Annotated in this window: 17 protein-coding genes; 10 read left to right on the top strand and 7 right to left on the bottom strand. The window is 63.6% G+C overall.

Translation table 11 applies throughout. The features are described from left to right. The first annotated feature begins 49 nt into the window (after window positions 1–49). Complete coding sequence (locus tag ACRDTL_RS14635) at window positions 50–637, top strand: nucleotidyltransferase family protein (protein ID WP_431507424.1); 588 nt, start codon at window positions 50–52, stop codon at window positions 635–637. A gap of 33 nt (window positions 638–670) precedes the next feature. Then, window positions 671–1,285 carry a TetR/AcrR family transcriptional regulator gene (locus tag ACRDTL_RS14630; RefSeq protein WP_431507438.1) on the top strand — a complete coding sequence of 205 codons (615 nt, stop codon included), beginning with the start codon at window positions 671–673 and terminating at the stop codon, window positions 1,283–1,285. 730 nt (window positions 1,286–2,015) lie between these two features. Here ACRDTL_RS14630 and ACRDTL_RS14625 read toward each other — a convergent pair. From ACRDTL_RS14625 to ACRDTL_RS14605, 5 genes are all read right to left on the bottom strand, one after another. Next, the gene (locus tag ACRDTL_RS14625; RefSeq protein WP_431507423.1) at window positions 2,016–4,922 is read right to left on the bottom strand and encodes an RND family transporter; all 2,907 of its coding nucleotides are present in this window, start codon (window positions 4,920–4,922) and stop codon (window positions 2,016–2,018) included. After that, window positions 4,919–5,347, bottom strand: a complete 429-nt coding sequence (locus tag ACRDTL_RS14620; protein ID WP_431507422.1) for an MmpS family transport accessory protein — start codon at window positions 5,345–5,347, stop codon at window positions 4,919–4,921. The genes ACRDTL_RS14625 and ACRDTL_RS14620 overlap by 4 nt, the downstream gene beginning before the upstream one ends. A gap of 141 nt (window positions 5,348–5,488) precedes the next feature. After that, window positions 5,489–6,097, bottom strand: a complete 609-nt coding sequence (locus ACRDTL_RS14615) for a TetR/AcrR family transcriptional regulator (protein ID WP_431507437.1) — start codon at window positions 6,095–6,097, stop codon at window positions 5,489–5,491. 176 nt (window positions 6,098–6,273) lie between these two features. Beyond that, window positions 6,274–6,456, bottom strand: coding sequence for a hypothetical protein (locus tag ACRDTL_RS14610; protein ID WP_431507421.1), 183 nt, complete (start codon window positions 6,454–6,456; stop codon window positions 6,274–6,276). After that, window positions 6,453–7,901, bottom strand: a complete 1,449-nt coding sequence (locus ACRDTL_RS14605; RefSeq protein WP_431507420.1) for an amino acid permease — start codon at window positions 7,899–7,901, stop codon at window positions 6,453–6,455. Before ACRDTL_RS14605 ends, ACRDTL_RS14610 begins: the two co-directional genes overlap by 4 nt. A 158-nt stretch (window positions 7,902–8,059) precedes the next feature. Between ACRDTL_RS14605 and ACRDTL_RS14600 the strand changes: the two genes are divergently transcribed. Beyond that, window positions 8,060–9,790, top strand: coding sequence for an acyl-CoA dehydrogenase family protein (locus ACRDTL_RS14600; RefSeq protein WP_431507419.1), 1,731 nt, complete (start codon window positions 8,060–8,062; stop codon window positions 9,788–9,790). Here ACRDTL_RS14600 and ACRDTL_RS14595 read toward each other — a convergent pair. Further along, a complete protein-coding gene (locus ACRDTL_RS14595) occupies window positions 9,787–11,232 on the bottom strand; it encodes an amidase family protein (protein ID WP_431507418.1) in 1,446 nt (481 codons plus the stop codon). The two genes, ACRDTL_RS14600 and ACRDTL_RS14595, sit on opposite strands and share 4 nt — an antisense overlap. Before the next feature lie 368 nt (window positions 11,233–11,600). Here ACRDTL_RS14595 and ACRDTL_RS14590 point away from each other — a divergent pair, with 368 nt between their 5' ends. The 4 genes from ACRDTL_RS14590 to ACRDTL_RS14575 all read left to right on the top strand — a co-directional run bounded on the left by ACRDTL_RS14590 (window position 11,601) and on the right by ACRDTL_RS14575 (window position 14,090). After that, window positions 11,601–12,362 carry a hypothetical protein gene (locus ACRDTL_RS14590; RefSeq protein ID WP_431507417.1) on the top strand — a complete coding sequence of 254 codons (762 nt, stop codon included), beginning with the start codon at window positions 11,601–11,603 and terminating at the stop codon, window positions 12,360–12,362. A gap of 77 nt (window positions 12,363–12,439) precedes the next feature. Next, the gene (locus ACRDTL_RS14585; protein WP_431507416.1) at window positions 12,440–12,673 is read left to right on the top strand and encodes an AbrB/MazE/SpoVT family DNA-binding domain-containing protein; all 234 of its coding nucleotides are present in this window, start codon (window positions 12,440–12,442) and stop codon (window positions 12,671–12,673) included. Then, the gene (locus tag ACRDTL_RS14580) at window positions 12,657–13,091 is read left to right on the top strand and encodes a type II toxin-antitoxin system VapC family toxin (RefSeq protein WP_431507415.1); all 435 of its coding nucleotides are present in this window, start codon (window positions 12,657–12,659) and stop codon (window positions 13,089–13,091) included. Before ACRDTL_RS14585 ends, ACRDTL_RS14580 begins: the two co-directional genes overlap by 17 nt. A gap of 90 nt (window positions 13,092–13,181) precedes the next feature. Then, window positions 13,182–14,090 carry an alpha/beta fold hydrolase gene (locus ACRDTL_RS14575; protein WP_431507414.1) on the top strand — a complete coding sequence of 303 codons (909 nt, stop codon included), beginning with the start codon at window positions 13,182–13,184 and terminating at the stop codon, window positions 14,088–14,090. A 49-nt stretch (window positions 14,091–14,139) separates the two neighbouring features. Here the strand turns inward: ACRDTL_RS14575 and ACRDTL_RS14570 are convergent, their stop codons facing one another. Beyond that, complete coding sequence (locus ACRDTL_RS14570; RefSeq protein WP_431507436.1) at window positions 14,140–14,598, bottom strand: DUF1942 domain-containing protein; 459 nt, start codon at window positions 14,596–14,598, stop codon at window positions 14,140–14,142. 256 nt (window positions 14,599–14,854) lie between these two features. Here ACRDTL_RS14570 and dnaK point away from each other — a divergent pair, with 256 nt between their 5' ends. From dnaK to ACRDTL_RS14555, 3 genes are all read left to right on the top strand, one after another. Beyond that, window positions 14,855–16,705 carry a molecular chaperone DnaK gene (gene dnaK / locus ACRDTL_RS14565; RefSeq protein ID WP_431507413.1) on the top strand — a complete coding sequence of 617 codons (1,851 nt, stop codon included), beginning with the start codon at window positions 14,855–14,857 and terminating at the stop codon, window positions 16,703–16,705. Continuing rightward, window positions 16,702–17,379 (top strand): nucleotide exchange factor GrpE, encoded by a 678-nt coding sequence (grpE, locus tag ACRDTL_RS14560; RefSeq protein ID WP_431507412.1) that lies wholly within the window; start codon window positions 16,702–16,704, stop codon window positions 17,377–17,379. The genes dnaK and grpE overlap by 4 nt, the downstream gene beginning before the upstream one ends. 65 nt (window positions 17,380–17,444) lie before the next feature. Continuing rightward, window positions 17,445–17,741 (top strand): DnaJ domain-containing protein (locus ACRDTL_RS14555; protein WP_431507411.1); only part of this gene is annotated, 297 nt, incomplete at its 3' end.

Below are 17,741 nucleotides of genomic sequence, written 5' to 3'. Positions count from 1 at the left end.
CAGTTGCTCCAACGCCGTTATCGCAATATGAGAAGTGCAATGCCATCATATGAGAGTGCGGTTACCAGGCAAAGGCGCCGCTGGCGATGCGCAGGAGCGACGCCATGTCGTCGGCGTACTGCTGGCCGCCGGTGCAGGACGGCGCTACGGCAAGCCCAAGGTGCTGGTCGAGGGCTGGCTGGACATCGCGGTGCGCGCACTGCGCGACGGCGGGTGCGACGACGTCGTGCTGGTGCTCGGCGCGGCCGACGTTCCCGCGCCGGCCGGCGTCACCGCGGTCACCGCCTCCGACTGGGACGAGGGCCTGAGCGCATCGGTGCGCGCCGGGCTGGCCCGCGCCGAGCACACGGCGGCCGACTTCGCCGCGCTGCATGTCATCGACACCCCCGACGTCGGAGCCGCCGTGGTCACCCGAGTCCTCAACGGCGCGTTGACGTCTCGCGGCGGGCTGGCGCGCGCCTATTTCGGGGACCGGCCTGGTCACCCTGTCGTCCTGGCGCGTCGGCACTGGGCCGGTGTAACGGCGAGCTTGTCGGGGGACGGCGGCGCGGGCGCCTACCTGCGCAGTCGCGACGACGTCGAGCACGTCGACTGCGGCGACCTGGCCACCGGCCGCGACATCGACGAACCGGCATGAGGCGCAGCGGTACGGTACTGGTCCGGCGGTTCTATTGTGGGCGCTGTGACCCAGGTTGCCGATCACGTAGCGGAGCCGTCACCGTGGTCGCCCCGGGAGACCGAGCTGCTGACGGTGACGTTGCGGCTGCTGCAGGAACACGGGTATGACCGGTTGACGGTGGACGCGGTGGCGGCCACCGCCCGGGCCAGCAAGGCCACCGTGTATCGGCGCTGGCCGTCGAAAGCCGAATTGGTGCTGGCGGCGTTCATCGAGGGCGTCCGCCAGGTCGCGGTTCCGCCGGATACCGGCACATTGCGGGGCGATCTGCTGCGACTGGGGGAGTTGGTGTGCCAGGAGGCATGCCAGCACGCCGGCACCATTCGCGCGGTGATGGTGGAGGTGTCGCGCAACCCCGCGCTCAACGACGTGATGCAGCACCAGTTCATCGAGCAGCGGAAAGCCTTGATCCGCCACGTCCTGCAGCAGGCCGTCGACCGCGGGGAGATCGAAGCTGCCGCCATCAGCGACGAACTCTGGGATCTGCTGCCCGGCTACCTCATCTTCCGGTCCATCATGCCCACCCGGCCGCCCACCCGGCACACCGTGCAGACCCTGGTCGACGCCGTCATCATTCCCAGCCTTACCCGGCCCATTCGCCAGGCGTGACCCGCGACGGACCCGCGTGATGTGAACGATGTTGCCTCTTGTGCAGTCCGGTCCCGTACCGTACTGTCTATAGCCGCCATTGATCGTGTCACCAGTTATCGAAGGGCTAACGGTTGGGGTAGCGTTTTGAGAGGTTCTCGATAGCCGACCGGCAGGACTCTCCAGTATTTCAGGCGTGATGCAACGTTCGACCGTGGAGCAAGGAGAGCGGGATGGTGGATTTCAGTCTGTATGGTGATCTGACGATACTTGCTGCTGTGCTGGGATTAGTGTTCGGCGGTTGTGCATTTGTGTTCATCAAACGGTTAGAGGATCGAATACCCGCTTCTTTAGGCGAAGTAGTCGGGACGCATAAAATGGTGTTGAATAAATTGCGCAAACGCGAATCAATGGCACAGAGTGAGGTAGAGTACGCGGCGCAAATTATTTCTGATTGCCGATCAATACTCGGGTACTCGATACCCGCTACCATTTTCACAATCGGATGCTTCTATATAGTTGGGTGTCTCGAACAGTTACATGGAGGCACCCCCTCCGTGCGAACATTTATCGGGGTGCTCCCCATGTTGGGGGCCACAAACCTAGCCATTCAGCTACTTCGGGTCGCACGGTTGAAAGGGCGGCTGCAGAAAGTTTCTTTGACTTAGCCGAAGGCATCCGGTGTGGTTACCCACAGCCCTAGCCAGTGATTCTCGAGCATCCGATTCGCGACGTCATGGTTGAGGTTAGGTTAAGTGCGTGCCGGTAGTTCGGAGGTCACCGCTTCGTCCCCGTCTTCCCATAGCAGCAGTTGACGAACCGCGGGACGTGGTCCGTAGGGGCGCAGCATCTGGCTGGCCGGGCGCGGGCGCACGCGTTGCGGCCACCAAAACCAGCGCCCGAGCAGCGCGGCGATGGACGGCGTCATGAACGAACGCACGATCAGCGTGTCGAACAGCAGACCCAGCGCGATAGTGGTCCCTACCTGACCGAGAATCACCAAAGCGCTGAACACGAACGAGGCCATGGTCGCCGCGAACACCAGACCGGCCGCCGTCACCACCGCGCCGGAGCCGGCCATCGCACGGATGATGCCGGTCTTTAATCCCGCCCCGACTTCCTCTTTGAACCGGGAAATCAGCAGCAGGTTGTAGTCGGATCCCACCGCCAAGAGCAGGATGACGGCCAGCGCCAGCACGATCCAATACAACTGGATACCCAGGATGTCCTGCCAGACCAGCACCGAGAGGCCAAAGGAGGCGCCCAACGACAGCGCCACCGTGCCCACAATGACGATCGCGGCAACCAGACTTCGGGTGATGAACATCATGATCAGCAAAATCAGGCTCAGCGCCGCGAGTGCGACGATCATCAGGTCGTACTTGGCGCCGTCTTGGATGTCTTTGTAGGTTGACGCCGTGCCGGCAAGGTAGAAGTGGGCGTTGTCCAACGGGGTGCCCTTCACGGCCTCGTGCGCCGCCTGCTTGATCGGGTCGACATGCGAGATCCCCTCGGGGGTCGCGGGATCGCCTTCGTGGGAGATGATCATCTGCGCGGCCTTGCCGTCGGGCGAGAGGAACAATTTCAGGCCCCGCTTGAACTCCGCGTTGTTGAACACCTCCGGCGGAAGGTAAAACGAGTCGTCGTTTTTGGCTTTGTCGAAGGCTTGTCCCAGGGCGGCCGGGTTGTCGTTTGCAAACGCCGACTGGTTGTTGATCCCGGAGTTGGTGGCGTAGTTGTTCAGCGTGAGTTCCAGGTTCGTCATCTGGCTGGCGATCTGGGGCGGTAGCAGCGCCACCAGTTGGGGCTGCAGCGCATCCAATTTATCCAAACTCGCGGTGATGCTTTGAAATTGGTCGGTCAGCTGGTCGACACTGTCGGCTGCCTCAAAGCCGTTTCTGAACGCAAAACAGACCGGGATGTCGTAGCAGTGCCTTTCCCAGTAGAAATAACTTTGAATCGGCCTGAAGAAGTCCAGGAGATTCGCGAGCTTATCGCGCAGTTCATTGATCACAGCGATCGTGTCGTGAAAGCTTTGCGTTTGCTCGTGTGTAGCGGCAGCAGTCTGCTGCTGCAGGGCATATTGTTGCTGCAAAATTCCGATCGTTTTCCTCAGCTCGCCGGCCTGGCTGAGCAGGTCGGCCGCGCGGTCTTTCTGATATTTCAGGTTCATCACCTGGCCGACGCTTTGCTGGCTGAGCTGAAACGGGATCGAGCTGTGGTCCAGCGGCGTACCCAACGGCCTGGTCATGGCCTGCACTTGCGCGATGCCGGGTACGTGAAACACCGCCCTGGCCACCCGTTCCAAGATGAGCATGTCGGCCGGGTTTCGCATATCATGATCGGTTTCGATCATCAGTAATTCGGGCTCCAGCCGGGCGCGCGAAAAGTGCCGCTCCGCGGCCGTGTAGCCGACATTTGCCGGGGCACTGGCCGGTAGATAGGGGCGAGTGTCGTAACTCGTCTTATATCCGGGCAGGGCGAGCAGACCGATGAGGGCGACCGCGATCGTCACCGCAAGAACGGGCGCCGGCCAGCGGACGATCGCGGTGCCGATCCGACGCCAGCCGCGAGTCTGCAATACACGCTTGGGGTCGAGGAGACCGAAGAAACTCCCGATGGTGAGCACGGCCGGACCCAGGGTGAGCGAGGCCACCAGCGCAACCAAGATCCCGATCGCAGCGGGCGGGCCCAAACTCTGAAAATACGGCAGCCGGGTGAAGCTGAGGCAATACACCGCGCTGGCGACGGTCAGGCCCGAGCCCAGGACGACGTGGGCGGTGCCGCGGTACATGGTATGAAAGGCGGTTTCCCGGTCTTCCTCGGCTGCGCGCGCTTCTTGGTAACGGCCGACGAAAAAGATCGCGTAGTCCGTTCCGGCGGCGATGACCAGCAACGTGAGCAGATTAGTCGAGTACGTCGACAGCCCGATTATGTTGTTGTATGCAAGAAAGGCGACGAATCCCCGCGCCGCGGCCATCTCAACGAGGACCGTGAGTAGCACAAGGATCGTCGTGAGAACCGCACGGTAGACGAAAAGCAACATCAGCGCGATCGCCACGATGGTTATCGTGGTGACCTTCGCGGTACCTTTGCTGCCCACTGAGAACTGATCAGCGATGAGCGGCGCCGCACCGGTGAGATAAGCCTTGACACCCTTTGGCGGCGGAGTGTGGTCCACGATGTCGCGCACGGCATCAACGGACTCGTTGGCTTTTGCCTCGCCTTGATTACCGGCAAGAAACAGCTGGACATAGGCGGCCTTGCCATCGTTGCTTTGCGAGCCCGCCGCCGTCAGCGGATCCCCCCAGAAATCCTGCACGTGCTGGACGTGCTTCTTGTCCTGCTCGAGTTTGTGGATCAACGTGTCGTAAAACCGGTGGGCGTCGGCGCCGAGCGGGTTATCGCCTTCCAGGACGATCATCGCCGAACTGTCGGTATCGAACTCGTGGAAAATTTTGCCGATGTGTTTGAACGCCTGATACGACGGCGCGTCGGGGGAGCTCAGCCCCACGTTATGTTCTTTTCCGACCTCCTCCAATTGCGGCACGAAAATATTCGGAATCGCAGCAAGCGCCAGCCAGAACAACAAGATCGGCAGCGCCAGCCGGCGGATAGTGTGCGCGACGAAGGGCCGCCGGACGTGGCGGTCGCTCATCCGGACTTGTCCAGGCAGAAGGTGTAGGCGCTTACTGCATTGACGACCCTTTCGTCTTTGACCTCGCCGTCGATGATGATGCGGCAGCCCAGGGTGCTCCCGTTTCCTTGCGCTGTCAGGTTGGCGATGACGGCGGGATCTGTCGTCGTGATCTCGTACTTCCACGGCAGGGCGGCGTTGTCGACTCGCTGCGGCGCGGAATGGATGTCTTGGTAGTTGATGGTTGCCACTGCCCCGGGGTTACCGAAAACCTCGTAGACGACGTGCTTGGGGTTGAACGGGACGATGTCGTTCGAGATACCACTGTTGGACGACGTGGTGTTGTGTGAGCCGAATATGCCGTGCAGTCGGTAGACGCCGAATCCGGCGATGGCGACCACTGCCACTGCGACCAGCACCATCCAGCCGCGCCTGACCAAGCGCATGAGTGAAAACCGTTTCACCCGTTAGCCTCTCGATAAGCGGTGACGGGACCGTTTCCGCGATGGACGTAACAGTACGGTACGGGACCGGACACTATCAAGGGTCCAGGTCCGGCGCACCCAGACGCCCTGGTCGGTGAATCTTCACCCGATGGGTCGGGTGAGGCTGGGGATGATGACGTCGTCGACGAGAGCTTGCACGGTCTGCCGGGTCGGGGGCCGGCTGGGGATGATGGACCGGAAGATGAGGTAGCCGGGCAGCAGGTCCCAGAGTTCGTCGGTAATGGCGGCCTCGTTGACCTCGCCGCGGTCGACCGCCTGATACAGGATGTGGTGGATCAAGGCTTTCCGCTGATCGAGGAACTGATGCTGCAGCGCATCGTTGAGCGCAGGATGGCGCGACACCTCGACAAGCACCGCGCGGATGGTGCTGGCGTGCTGCTGGGCCTGCTGGCAGACCAGCTGCCCCAGTCGCAACAAATCACCCCGTAGCGTGCCGGTATCCGGTGGGACGGCGACCTGGCGGATGCCCTCGATGAACGCGGCCAACACCAATTCGGCTTTCGACGGCCAGCGCCGGTAGACCGTGGCCTTGCTGGCACGGGCGGTGGCCGCCACGGCGTCCACCGTCAACCGGTCATACCCGTGCCGCTGCAGCAATTGCAACGTCACCGCCAGCAGCTCGGTCTCCCGCGGCGACCACGGCGAGCACTCCGCGGCGCGATCGGCAATCTGGCTCACATCGCCCACGATAGATCCGTTATGGCTGTACAGGCCAGTACCGTACCGTTCGCGTCGTCAAAGTCGGCCCCCTTGATAAGAGTGATGACCACCCGACCCACGTTCGGCAGATGACGGTTGGTGAACAGGCTGTCCGTCGTGTTTGCATGTTCATCAAAGGCTGATGCCCATCGTCTTCCTTCCGGGCGTCAGGAGAAGTCGCCGAAAGCAAGCGCAAGACCCGCTGCCGCGATCAGCGCGGCGGCACCGTACCCGACGATCGACCACCAGCCGGCGTGCAGGTAGGCGGTAACGGCGACGATCGCGATGGCCAGAAACACCATCAGCATTCCATACAGCGGGGGAGTCGCGGCATATCGGTTGCGGCTCATGGGTTCACCTCCTTGGCAGTGGCCATCACCCGGTGGCGGACCAGGTACCAGCCGCCGATCAGTATCGGGATGCCTACGGCCAGAGTGCCGATGATCCAGGTGCCGCTTCGATCATCGATCATCATCAGCACCAGCACGGCGGCCAAAAACGCCAGCGTGACGTACCCGCTGTAGGGCGCCAACGGCATCCGGAACCGGGGCCGCAGGATGCTGCCTGCGCGGGCCTTGCGGTGCAGCTGGATCTGGCATGCCACGATCGTTGCCCAAGCCGCCATGACGCCCAAAGCAGCTATGTTGAGCACGATTTCGAACGCCTGGCCGGGGCGCACTGCATTCAGCACGACACCGAACAACCCGACCGCGCTGGTCAGCAGAATTCCACCGTATGGCACACCGTTCTTCGACATCCGCGCCGTGAATCGGGGCCCGCTGCCGCTGATCGCCAGTGAACGCAGGATACGGCCCGTCGAGTACAGCCCGGCGTTCAGACTGGAAAACGCCGCGGTCAGCACCACCACGTTCATCAGGGTGCCGGCACCGCCGAAGCCGATCTTGGAGAAGAACGTCACGAATGGGCTTTCATGGCCCTTGTAGGCGGTGTAGGGCAGCAGCAGCGCCAGTAGCGCGACCGACCCGACGTAGAAAATCGCGATACGGGCCACCACGGAGTTGATGGCGCGAGGCATGATTTTCTCCGGCTCCGCCGTTTCGCCAGCGGCGGTACCAATCAGTTCGACTGCGGCGTAGGCGAATACGACACCGGAGGTGACCAGCACCAGCGGCAGCAGGCCGGTCGGCAAGAACCCGCCGTGCTCGGCCCACAGGCTCAATCCGGTGTCCTGCCCCTCGATTTGGTAGCGCCCGGCCAGGTAGACGGTTCCGACGATCAGGAAAGTCATCAGTGCCACGACCTTGATCAGCGCGGCCCAGAATTCCAGCTCACCGAAGAGTTTCACCGAGATCAGGTTCATCGCCACGACTGCCACCAGCGCGACCAGCGCCAGCGTCCACTGCGGGATCACGTGGAACGCCGACCAGTAGTGGAAATAACTCGCGATCGCCGTGGTGTCCACGATGCCCGTCATCGACCAGTTCAGGAAGTACATCCAGCCGGCGACGAAAGCCGCTTTTTCGCCGTAGAACTCGCGAGCATAGGAGACAAACGAGCCCGACGACGGGCGGTGCAGCACCAGTTCCCCGAGCGCGCGCAAGATCAGGAAGACGAAACAGCCGCAAACCCCGTACACCACGAACAGTCCCGGCCCCGCCGACTCCAGGCGGCCCCCGGCACCCAGAAACAGCCCGGTGCCGATCGCGCCGCCGATCGCGATCATCTGCAACTGCCGGGGTCTGAGATCGTGGTGATAGCCCTGGTCCTCGCGGGTGAGGAAGTCCGGGGCTGCCTCGCGGGTGGCGGGTCGAGGTGCGCTGGGCAGCGGTGGCATCGGATTCCTATCGTGGCTTGTGCAACGCTGCGATGCGGCACACCCGAGAAACGGACTGGTTGCGAGGCTATCCCACCGCCCCGGGTCTGGCAGCGTGGGCTCCGGTGAGTTTCGGTTTTCGATCGGGCCGGCGCTGCTCGCTGATAGATTCAACCGCCATGGCGAACTCCAGCGAGCTGTTGTTCAATCCGAACGCCTACGACCCGCGGCAGTTCGACCCCGAGACGCGCCGTCTTCTGCGGGCCCTGATCGACTGGTTCGAGGGGCGCGGCAAGACCAAGCTGCTTGCCGACGATCTGGACGCGGTGTGGGTCTCGGACTTCCTGGATTTCATCAAGCGGGAGCGAATCTTCGCGACGTTTCTCACGCCATCGGAGTACGGCGACGGCGACCCGAACAAGCGTTGGGACACCGCGCGCAATGCCGCGCTCAGCGAGATCTTCGGCTTCTACGGGCTGGCGTACTGGTACGCCGAGCAAGTCACGATCCTGGGCCTCGGGCCGATCTGGCAGAGCGACAACATCAAGGCCAAGGAGCGCGCCGCGGCGCAACTCGAGGCGGGCGGCGTGATGGCGTTTGCGCTCTCTGAGCGCGAGCACGGCGCGGACATCTACAACACCGACATGGTTTTGACGCCCTCAAATGAGCAGGGCATCGTATTTCGTGCCTCGGGGGAGAAGTACTACATCGGCAACGGCAACGTGGCCGGTATGGTGTCGGTGTTCTCCCGGCGTGCTGACATCGACGCCGCCGACGGATATGTATGGTTCGTCGCCGACAGCAGTCACGACAATTACCAGCTGATCGGTAACGTCGTGCACGGCCAGATGTATGTGAGCAACTTCCGGCTCAACGACTACCCGGTGCACGAGGAAGACATCCTGTGCGCCGGGCCTGACGCGTTCTCGGCCGCACTCAATACCGTCAACGTCGGCAAATTCAACCTGTGCACCGCCTCGATCGGGATGTGCGAGCACGCATTCTACGAAGCGATCACGCACGCCAACAACCGCATCCTCTACGGCAACCCGGTCACCGACTTCCCGCATGTGCGTGCCAGTTTCGTCGACGCCTACGCCCGGTTGATCGCGATGAAGCTGTTCAGCGACCGTGCGATCGACTACTTCCGCAGCGCCAGCCTCGACGACCGTCGATACCTGCTCTTCAATCCGGTGACCAAGTCCAAGGTCACCTCCGAGGGCGAGACGGTGGTTACCCTGCTGTGGGATGTACTGGCCGCCAAGGGCTTCGAGAAAAACACCTATTTCTGCGAAGTCGCGCGGCTGATCGGTGCGTTGCCGCGGCTGGAGGGGACCGTGCACGTCAACGTCGCGCAGATCCTGAAGTTCATGCCGAACTACTTGTTCAACCCCGCCGCCTACCCCGAGATCGGCACCCGCAACGACCCGGCGGACGACGTGTTCTTTTGGGCGCAGGGTCCGGCTCGGGGCGCGTCCAAGGTGCAGTTCGCCGATTGGGCCCCCGTCTACGAAAAGTCGTCGGAGATACCGAATGTCGCTCGCTTCTATGAGCAGGCCGGGGCGCTGAAGGAACTGTTGGCCACGGCTGCACCGGACGCCGACCAGCAGCGCGACCTCGACTTCATTCTCGTGGTCGGACACTTGTTCACGCTCGTGGTATACGGCCAGTTGATTCTCGAGCAGGCCAATCTGCTCGACCTCGACCGTGACCTGGTGGACCAGATCTTCGACTTCCAGATCCGTGACTTTTCCGCACACGCGGTTGCTTTGCACGGCAAGGCGAGTTCTACTGCGGAACAACAGCAGTGGGCACTATCGGCGGTGCGCAAGCCGGTCACGGACGAACAGCGTTTTGACCGGGTCTGGGAGCAGGTGAAGGCGCACGACGGCGCCTACGCGATGGCCTAGTGGGCATGCGACACCTGGCCTGCTGGTGGTGGTCGACGGTCTGCCCACGGGCGTGCTGACTCGAGTTGGGCGCCAAGCGAAATGAGCGTAGCTTCGTCGTTGGGTTGTCCTACCAAGTGGACCGCCTGCGGCAGGCCATCGGGGGAGAACCCGGCCGGCACTGACATGGCCGGCTGGCCAGTGAAGTTTTCCGGGACGGTGAACGGCATAAACTTCAGTCGCCTCAACATGATCCGCGTTGGCCCCAATCCCTCGAAGTAGCCGATGCGAACCGGTGGTGTCGCCAGCACCGGCGTCATCAACACATCAAAGTCGGCTATCGGGCGTAGCCCGCGGTCGGTTAGCGAACCCCGGGCGGCTAGCGCGTAGCGGGCCAGCCAGTCGGGGACCAGCCGGCTGGTACGTGCTTCGGCCCGGATGCGACGTTCCAGCAGCTCGGGCGTCGGCAGCCGGTCGACTTCATGGGCGAGCCCGTTCATGAACAACACCAGCCCTGCGGCGATCGCGGCCGGTGGATAGGCCGGGTCACGTTCGACGACTTCGTGACCGAGGGAGCGGAGCAACTCGGCCGTTTCCAGCACTGGGCGGCGCACCTGCTCACTGACCGGCACCGGAACCATCGGCTTGAACGACATCGCGATCCGCAACCGGCCCGGCGTTCGCGATACCGCGTCCATCAACGGCGGCGCCGGCGGTGGTGAGCCGATCTCGTCGTTGGGCTCGGGGCCGGTCATCGCGTCGTGCAACAGTGCGGCATCGACGACACTGCGGGCTAGCGGCCCGATGTGGTTGAGCCCATGGAACCGGTAGGCGCGCTCGGGTGCCTGTTTGGTGCTGATCCGGCCCCGCTGGCCCTTGAGGCCCACCAGCCCGCAGCAGGCGGCCGGGATGCGAACCGACCCGCCGCTATCGCTGCCCGTCGCTGCGGGCACCATGCCGGCGGCGACCGCGGCCGCCGACCCCCCACTGGAACCCCCGGTCGTTCGGTACAGGTCCCACGGATTGCGGGTCACTCCCCACGTCGCCGATTCACACATCGGGTAGGCACCGAACTCCGGCTCGTGCGTCTTACCGATGATCACCGCTCCGGCTCGCCGGAGGCGCCGCACGGCGGCGCTGTCGGTGCTGGCCGGTCCCATATCGATGGCGGTACCGCACATCGACGAAACCCCCACCACATCGGTGTCGTCTTTGATCGCGATCGGCACGCCCGCCAGCGGCAACACCTCACCGGCACCCAGCCGCCGTTCGACCTGCGCTGCTTCTGCCATCGCCTGCTCGGCCAGCACGATACGAAACGCGTTCAACACCGGATCCAGCCGGGCGATCCGCTCCAGGTAGAGAGTTACCAGCTCACGCGGTGAAACTTCACGATCGCGCACCAGCTGCGCCAGGTGCGTTACCCCGGCGAAAACAAGATCCTCATCGCCGATGGTCGGCATCACGTCTCCTTTACTAGTACCGACGGTACTAGGTATATCCGGAGATGCGCTCTCGAGCAACCGTCCGGCTGCGGCTCGATCAAGCTTGAAGCATACCCACATGGGGTATATAGTCACGAAAGGATAGGTACCCCATGGGGGTATATCAGGAGGAGCACGATGCTCACGAGGTCATCGCAGTCGCTCAGATCAACGCGAGCGGTCGGAGGGGCCGGCTGCACGGCGGTGCAGGTCTGATGAAAACCACTGCGCGACTTAGCGTCTACGGGGCCCGGCTCGCGGCGGGTTTCGCCGTCTCAGCCGCCATCGCAGCCGCCATCGCGCCAGACTCTGGGTCGGCGCGGATCACAACGACACAAGGAGATCAGATGCACCATGACACTCACATCCCGGGCGCCAGTGCCGCGGCAGCCCAGGGGCTGTCCCTGGAGCAGAGCGGATACCTGCTGCGTGCGATCAGCGCACCGGATCGGGTCGCAACCCCCGGGCAGCTGGCGTTCCGGATCGTCGATGCAGACGGGCACCCGCTGACCGACTACACGGTCTCGCACGACAAGCAATTGCACCTGATGGTGGTGCGCACGGACGGCGCACATTTCCGCCACGTGCACCCCACCATGAACGTCGACGGGGTGTGGTCGCTGCCGTGGACCTGGGACGCGGCTGGTAGCTACCGGGTATTCGCCGACTTCGTTCCCGCAGCCGAGCCCGGCCAGCCGGACATCACCCTGACCCACACGGTTGAGGTGGGCGGCGGCTATGCGCCTCAGCTTGCAACCGCACCGTCGCGGACATCCTCGGTGGACGGCTTCGAGGTGGCGCTGAGCGGCGAGCTGCGCACCGGGTCCAGCTCCACCCTGACCGCCAAAGTCACCCGCAATGGCGAACCGGTGAAGTCTCTCGAACCGTACCTGGGTGCCTTCTGTCACCTGGTCGCGTTGCGAGCCGGTGATCTGGCGTACTTGCATGTGCATCCGCACGGCGATCCACCCGCCGACACCGACCGGTCAGGTCCCACAGTCGATTTCATGACCCAAGCACCGACTCTGGGACGATACCTGCTGTACCTGGACTTCCAGGTTGACAGCCAGGTGCACACCGCCACGTTCACTCTCGATGCCACCCGGTAACCCTCGTTGATGAATGCACCTGGGCCAGAGGGACTTTATGCGCACGACGGTTACCAACGATATGGTAATGTAGTGGTATGCGCACTACCATCGATAAGGCTGGTCGGTTGGTAATTCCAAAGCCACTCCGCGAGCAGGCCGGCATTACCCCGGGTGAGATAGAGATATCCCTCGATGGGGCTGCTATCCGTATCGAAAGCGTGGCAGCCGACGACCTCGTCGAGGAGGACGGGCTTCTCCTGCTGCCCAGTGGCGGTCCGGGCCTCGACGCCGACGCAGTCAGGGAGTTGCGGCTTGTCGACCAGCGCTGAACATGTTCTGGTCGACACCAGCGCGGCGCTTGCACTGGCACAGCGTGAGAATCGATTTCACCTTGCCGCCAGAGCCAGGCTCCTCGCATGCCCCCGTGGGATGTCGGGGCATGCGGCCGTGGAGCTGCTGTCGGTGCTCACGCGACTGCCGCCACCACACCGCCTTAGTCCAGTTGCGGCACTTCGCTTACAGGAGACGAATTTTCCGGACTCTCGCTTCCTGTCCGCAACGGATACCAAGCAGCTATTACGGGAGTTTGCTGAAGCGGGCTTGACCGGCGGCGCGCTTTACGACGGTCTCGTCGGTGCGGCTGCCCGCAAGCACAAGCTGACGCTTATCACGTGCGACCGACGGGCCGAACCGACCTATCGCGTACTCGGCGTCAACTACGAGCTGCTATCGCCGATTTCGCGATGACAACTGAACTCGCTGGTCGTTCGAGCGGATTCCACATTGTGGATCGCTGACTGGCGGGCTACGTCGGCGCAAAGTGGTTATGGTGCGAGCGTGAATTTGCCGACTCGGCACTTGGCCGATATTGGAGATCGAGTGCTGTGCGTGCGGGTGCGCGGACAGGGACCGACGGTGGTCCTTGAGGCCGGCGGGGCGGGTGAAGGTACGACCGGCGTGGGCTATGGCGAGGGCCTGGAAGAGCGGCTGGCCACCTTTGCGACCGTGCTGACATATGACCGCGCCGGCAGCGGACGTTCCAACGGTCCGCCGCGTCGCAGCATCGCGCAGATGGCCGATGACCTCGACGCGGTGATCTGTTCAATGGGGTGTGCGGCACCTGTCATCGTCGTGGGCTGGTCGACAGGAGGGTTGGTCGCGGAGATGTTCGCCGTGCGTCACCCGGACAAAGTCGCGGGAGTGGTGTTGCTTGATCCCACCTCCGAGATGCCGACCGAACCACGGATCTGTCGATATCTGCGGCTGGCTCTCGGGGCTGTCCAGCTTGGCGTGGGCGCCCTTGCCGCACAACTTGGCTTCTTTCGCACTCGCGCAGGCCGCAGCCTGGCCCGGCGCATGGCAGGGCCGTACGCCAGCAACGAGGGCCTCGAATACGCTTACCGCGCATGGAACTATCCGCGAGCAATATGGCAGCTTGCACGCGTCACGTCACGTCTTAGCCGCTACATGGGCGAGACGACGGCGGCGCTACGTGCAGCGTCGTTGCCTGACGTCCCGGTGCGGGTGGTCGTTCCACGACGACGGACCGGCCTTTCACCCACATACGCCCGCCGTATGGATGCGGCTCATCGCGCGCTGGCCGAGCAGTTTTCGCGGGGAGAACTCGTCCTCGCCGACAGGGCTAGTCATTTAGTGCCGATCGACAGACCCGACCTGGTCATCAACGCAGTGCGCGACCTGCTTGCACCAAATCCCACCTCGCAGGAAGCCGCCGGAGGTACCTGAACCGGCGAATGCCGGGTGATTTTTCTGGCTCGCTCGCAGTTTGAGACAGCTAGCTCTTCCAGACGACCTTATCGGCGCCCGCGCCATCCCGGTAGACGATGCTGTCGGGCGCTGTGCCCGATCTGACGTCGAAGTAAAGCCTCCCGGTTGTTTGGGCGCCCGGCGCGATCGGTTGATTGGCAAGGCCGTCGACCTCGGTCCCCTTCATAACCGCGTAGGTCGAGCTGTTGACGGCCCGAGCGTTGAAGTCGGCAATGTTCGGAGTCGGGGAGCCGCTTACACCTGTGGCCGTTACATCCGAATACCACACGCCGTCGTTGTGACCGCTGGGTTGCAAGTTGCTGACGGTGTAGTCGATGGCTCCGGCGCCAGCTGCGCCGGGAATCTCTGCCGTTTGGCCAAAAGACAGGACTTCCGGGTCTGCCAAAGCCGGTGTTGCCGCCAGGATTCCTGCCGTCGCGATGCCGGCAGCAGCTGCCGTTGTCTTCAACGCGATCTTTGCGAACATCACGTCAAACTCCTCTGGAATTCGTAGCCGCTTGTTCGACTACCCGTAGGGCGTATCCAAACTCGCGGATTTCAAACCCGCTCGGCTCGTCGCCGCAGGGAACAAACTCTTCGGCCCCGCCGTTGACCCCAACAACAACTTGAGTGAGCCAGGCTCAACATTGAGTTTGACAGCCTTGCCCCTTCAGGGGCAGGCTTGAGCGGGGTTCACTCAGCGTAGTGAAATACGAAGCTCGAACTATCAGGGAGGATTAACCATGGCTCGTGCGGTCGGTATCGACCTCGGGACCACCAACTCCGTCGTCTCAGTGCTGGAGGGCGGCGATCCCGTCGTCGTCGCCAACTCCGAGGGCTCCCGGACCACTCCGTCGGTCGTCGCGTTCGCGCGCAACGGCGAGGTGCTGGTCGGTCAGCCCGCCAAGAACCAGGCGGTGACCAACGTCGACCGCACCGTGCGGTCGGTCAAGCGCCAGATGGGCACCGACTGGTCGATCGAGATCGACGGCAAGAAATACACCGCGCAGGAGATCAGCGCCCGGGTCTTGATGAAGCTGAAGCGCGACGCCGAGGCTTACCTCGGTGAGGACATCACCGACGCGGTGATCACCACGCCCGCCTACTTCAACGACGCCCAGCGCCAGGCCACCAAGGACGCCGGCCAGATCGCGGGCCTGAACGTGCTGCGGATCGTCAATGAGCCGACCGCGGCCGCACTGGCCTACGGGTTGGACAAGGGCGAGAAGGAGCAGCGGATCCTGGTGTTCGACCTGGGCGGCGGCACCTTCGACGTGTCGCTGCTGGAGATCGGCGAGGGCGTCGTGGAGGTCCGTGCCACCTCGGGTGACAACCACCTTGGCGGTGACGACTGGGACGACCGCATCGTCAGCTGGCTGGTCGACAAGTTCAAGGGCAGCAGCGGCATCGACCTGACCAAGGACAAGATGGCCATGCAGCGGCTGCGGGAAGCGGCCGAGAAGGCCAAGATCGAGCTGTCCTCGTCGGGCGGCACGTCGATCAACCTGCCCTACATCACCGTCGACTCCGACAAGAACCCGCTGTTCCTCGACGAACAGTTGACGCGTGCGGAGTTCCAGAAGATCACCCAAGATCTGCTGGACCGCACCCGCAGCCCGTTCCAGCAGGTGATCAAGGACGCCGGGATCTCGGTGTCCGAGATCGACCACGTGGTGATGGTGGGTGGGTCCACCCGGATGCCCGCGGTGACCGAGCTGGTCAAGGAGCTCACCGGTGGCAAGGAGCCCAACAAGGGCGTCAACCCCGACGAGGTAGTCGCCGTGGGTGCCGCGCTGCAGGCCGGTGTGCTCAAGGGTGAGGTGAAAGACGTTCTACTGCTTGATGTTACGCCGTTGAGCCTTGGTATTGAGACCAAGGGCGGCGTGATGACCAAGCTCATCGAGCGCAACACCACGATCCCGACCAAGCGGTCGGAGACCTTCACCACTGCTGACGACAACCAGCCCTCGGTGCAAATCCAGGTCTACCAGGGTGAGCGCGAAATCGCTTCGCACAACAAACTGCTCGGCTCCTTCGAGCTGACCGGCATCCCGCCCGCGCCGCGCGGTGTCCCACAGATCGAGGTCACCTTCGACATCGACGCCAACGGCATCGTGCACGTCACCGCCAAGGACAAGGGCACCGGCAAGGAGAACACCATCCGCATCCAGGAAGGCTCCGCCCTGTCCAAGGAAGAGATCGAGCGGATGATCAAGGACGCCGAGGCGCACGCCGAGGAGGACCGCAAGCGGCGCGAGGAGGCCGACGTCCGTAACCAGGCCGAGTCGCTGGTGTATCAGACGGAGAAGTTCGTCAAGGATCAGCGGGAAGCCGAGGGCGGCTCGAATGTTCCCGAGGACACGCTGACCAAGGTCGAGGCCGCAATCGGCGACGCCAAGACGGCATTGGGCGGCACCGACATCGGCGCCATCAAGTCCGCGATGGAGAAGCTGGGCCAGGAGTCGCAGGCCCTCGGCCAGGCGATCTACGAGGCCACCCAGGCCGCGCAGACCGCCGACGGCGGTGCCGAGGCCAGCTCGTCCGACGACGTCGTCGACGCGGAGGTGGTCGACGACGACCGGGAGGCCAAGTGACCGAAGGCAACCCACACGAACAGGTAACCGTCACCGACAAACGGCGGATTGATCCCGAGACCGGCGAGGTGCGCCACGTGACTTCCGACGCTGCCCCCAGCGGGGCGGCGCCGGAAGCCGCAGCCTCGGAAGGCCCGACGACCGCGGACAAGGTTGCCGAGCTGACCGCCGATCTGCAGCGGGTGCAAGCCGACTACGCCAACTACCGCAAGCGGGCGTTGCGCGAACAGCAGGCATCCGCCGAGCGCGCAAAGGCCACCGTTATCAGCCAGTTGCTGGGTGTGCTCGACGATCTCGACCGCGCACGCAGTCACGGCGACCTGGAGTCGGGGCCGCTGAAGTCGGTCGCCGACAAACTGATGAGCGCGTTGACCGGGCTCGGGCTGGCGGCGTTCGGTTCCGAGGGCGACGACTTCGACCCGGTGCTGCACGAGGCCGTGCAACACGAGGGCGACGGTTCGCAGGACTCGAAGCCGGTGATCGGCAACGTGTTACGGCAGGGCTACCGACTCGGCGATCAGGTGCTCCGGCACGCCTTGGTCGGGGTGGTCGACACCGTTTTAGACGACGCAGCCGACACCGCCGGGGACACCGAGCCCGCTGCCGAGGAAGCCGAGGCCGTCGACTCACCCGATAACGGCGCGAACGAGGGTGAGCAGGACGCAGAATCGTAAGTCGGCGCAGGCGATAACGTCCGGCCGGATTCGACAACAGCACCCGGTGGAGGAGGTGACGCGACATGGCCCAGCGGGAGTGGGTCGAAAAGGACTTCTACAAGGAGTTGGGCGTCTCCTCTGACGCCAGCCCGGACGAGATCAAGCGGGTGGCCCGCAAGCTCCTTGCCGAGAATCATCCGGACCGCAACCCGGGCAACAAGGCGGCCGAAGAGCGGTACAAAGCCGTGTCCGAGGCCAAAGAAGTGCTGACAGACCAAGCCAAGCGCAAGGATTACGACGAAACCCGGCGTCTATTCGCGGGTCGCGGGTTCGGTCGCCGATTCAACGGCGGCAACTTCGGCGGTGGCTTCGGCGTGGGC

The organism is Mycobacterium sp., assembly GCF_050700595.1.
In the GTDB taxonomy this organism is placed as follows: domain Bacteria; phylum Actinomycetota; class Actinomycetes; order Mycobacteriales; family Mycobacteriaceae; genus Mycobacterium.
The sequence above is the reverse complement of the archived record's forward strand: the minus strand, read 5'-3'. Positions and strand labels throughout refer to the sequence as shown.

Excerpts from the sequence above, each read along its gene's own strand:
- ACRDTL_RS14590 (WP_431507417.1), top strand. The coding sequence starts at position 11,601 with ATGCACCATGACACTCACATCCCGGGCGCCAGTGCCGCGGCAGCCCAG.
- ACRDTL_RS14625 (WP_431507423.1), bottom strand. The coding sequence starts at position 4,922 with ATGAGCGACCGCCACGTCCGGCGGCCCTTCGTCGCGCACACTATCCGC.
- ACRDTL_RS14635 (WP_431507424.1), top strand. The coding sequence starts at position 50 with ATGAGAGTGCGGTTACCAGGCAAAGGCGCCGCTGGCGATGCGCAGGAG.
- ACRDTL_RS14605 (WP_431507420.1), bottom strand. The coding sequence starts at position 7,901 with ATGCCACCGCTGCCCAGCGCACCTCGACCCGCCACCCGCGAGGCAGCC.
- ACRDTL_RS14600 (WP_431507419.1), top strand. The coding sequence starts at position 8,060 with ATGGCGAACTCCAGCGAGCTGTTGTTCAATCCGAACGCCTACGACCCG.
- ACRDTL_RS14585 (WP_431507416.1), top strand. The coding sequence starts at position 12,440 with ATGCGCACTACCATCGATAAGGCTGGTCGGTTGGTAATTCCAAAGCCA.
- ACRDTL_RS14570 (WP_431507436.1), bottom strand. The coding sequence starts at position 14,598 with ATGTTCGCAAAGATCGCGTTGAAGACAACGGCAGCTGCTGCCGGCATC.
- ACRDTL_RS14620 (WP_431507422.1), bottom strand. The coding sequence starts at position 5,347 with ATGCGCTTGGTCAGGCGCGGCTGGATGGTGCTGGTCGCAGTGGCAGTG.
- ACRDTL_RS14595 (WP_431507418.1), bottom strand. The coding sequence starts at position 11,232 with ATGCCGACCATCGGCGATGAGGATCTTGTTTTCGCCGGGGTAACGCAC.
- ACRDTL_RS14610 (WP_431507421.1), bottom strand. The coding sequence starts at position 6,456 with ATGAGCCGCAACCGATATGCCGCGACTCCCCCGCTGTATGGAATGCTG.
- dnaK (WP_431507413.1), top strand. The coding sequence starts at position 14,855 with ATGGCTCGTGCGGTCGGTATCGACCTCGGGACCACCAACTCCGTCGTC.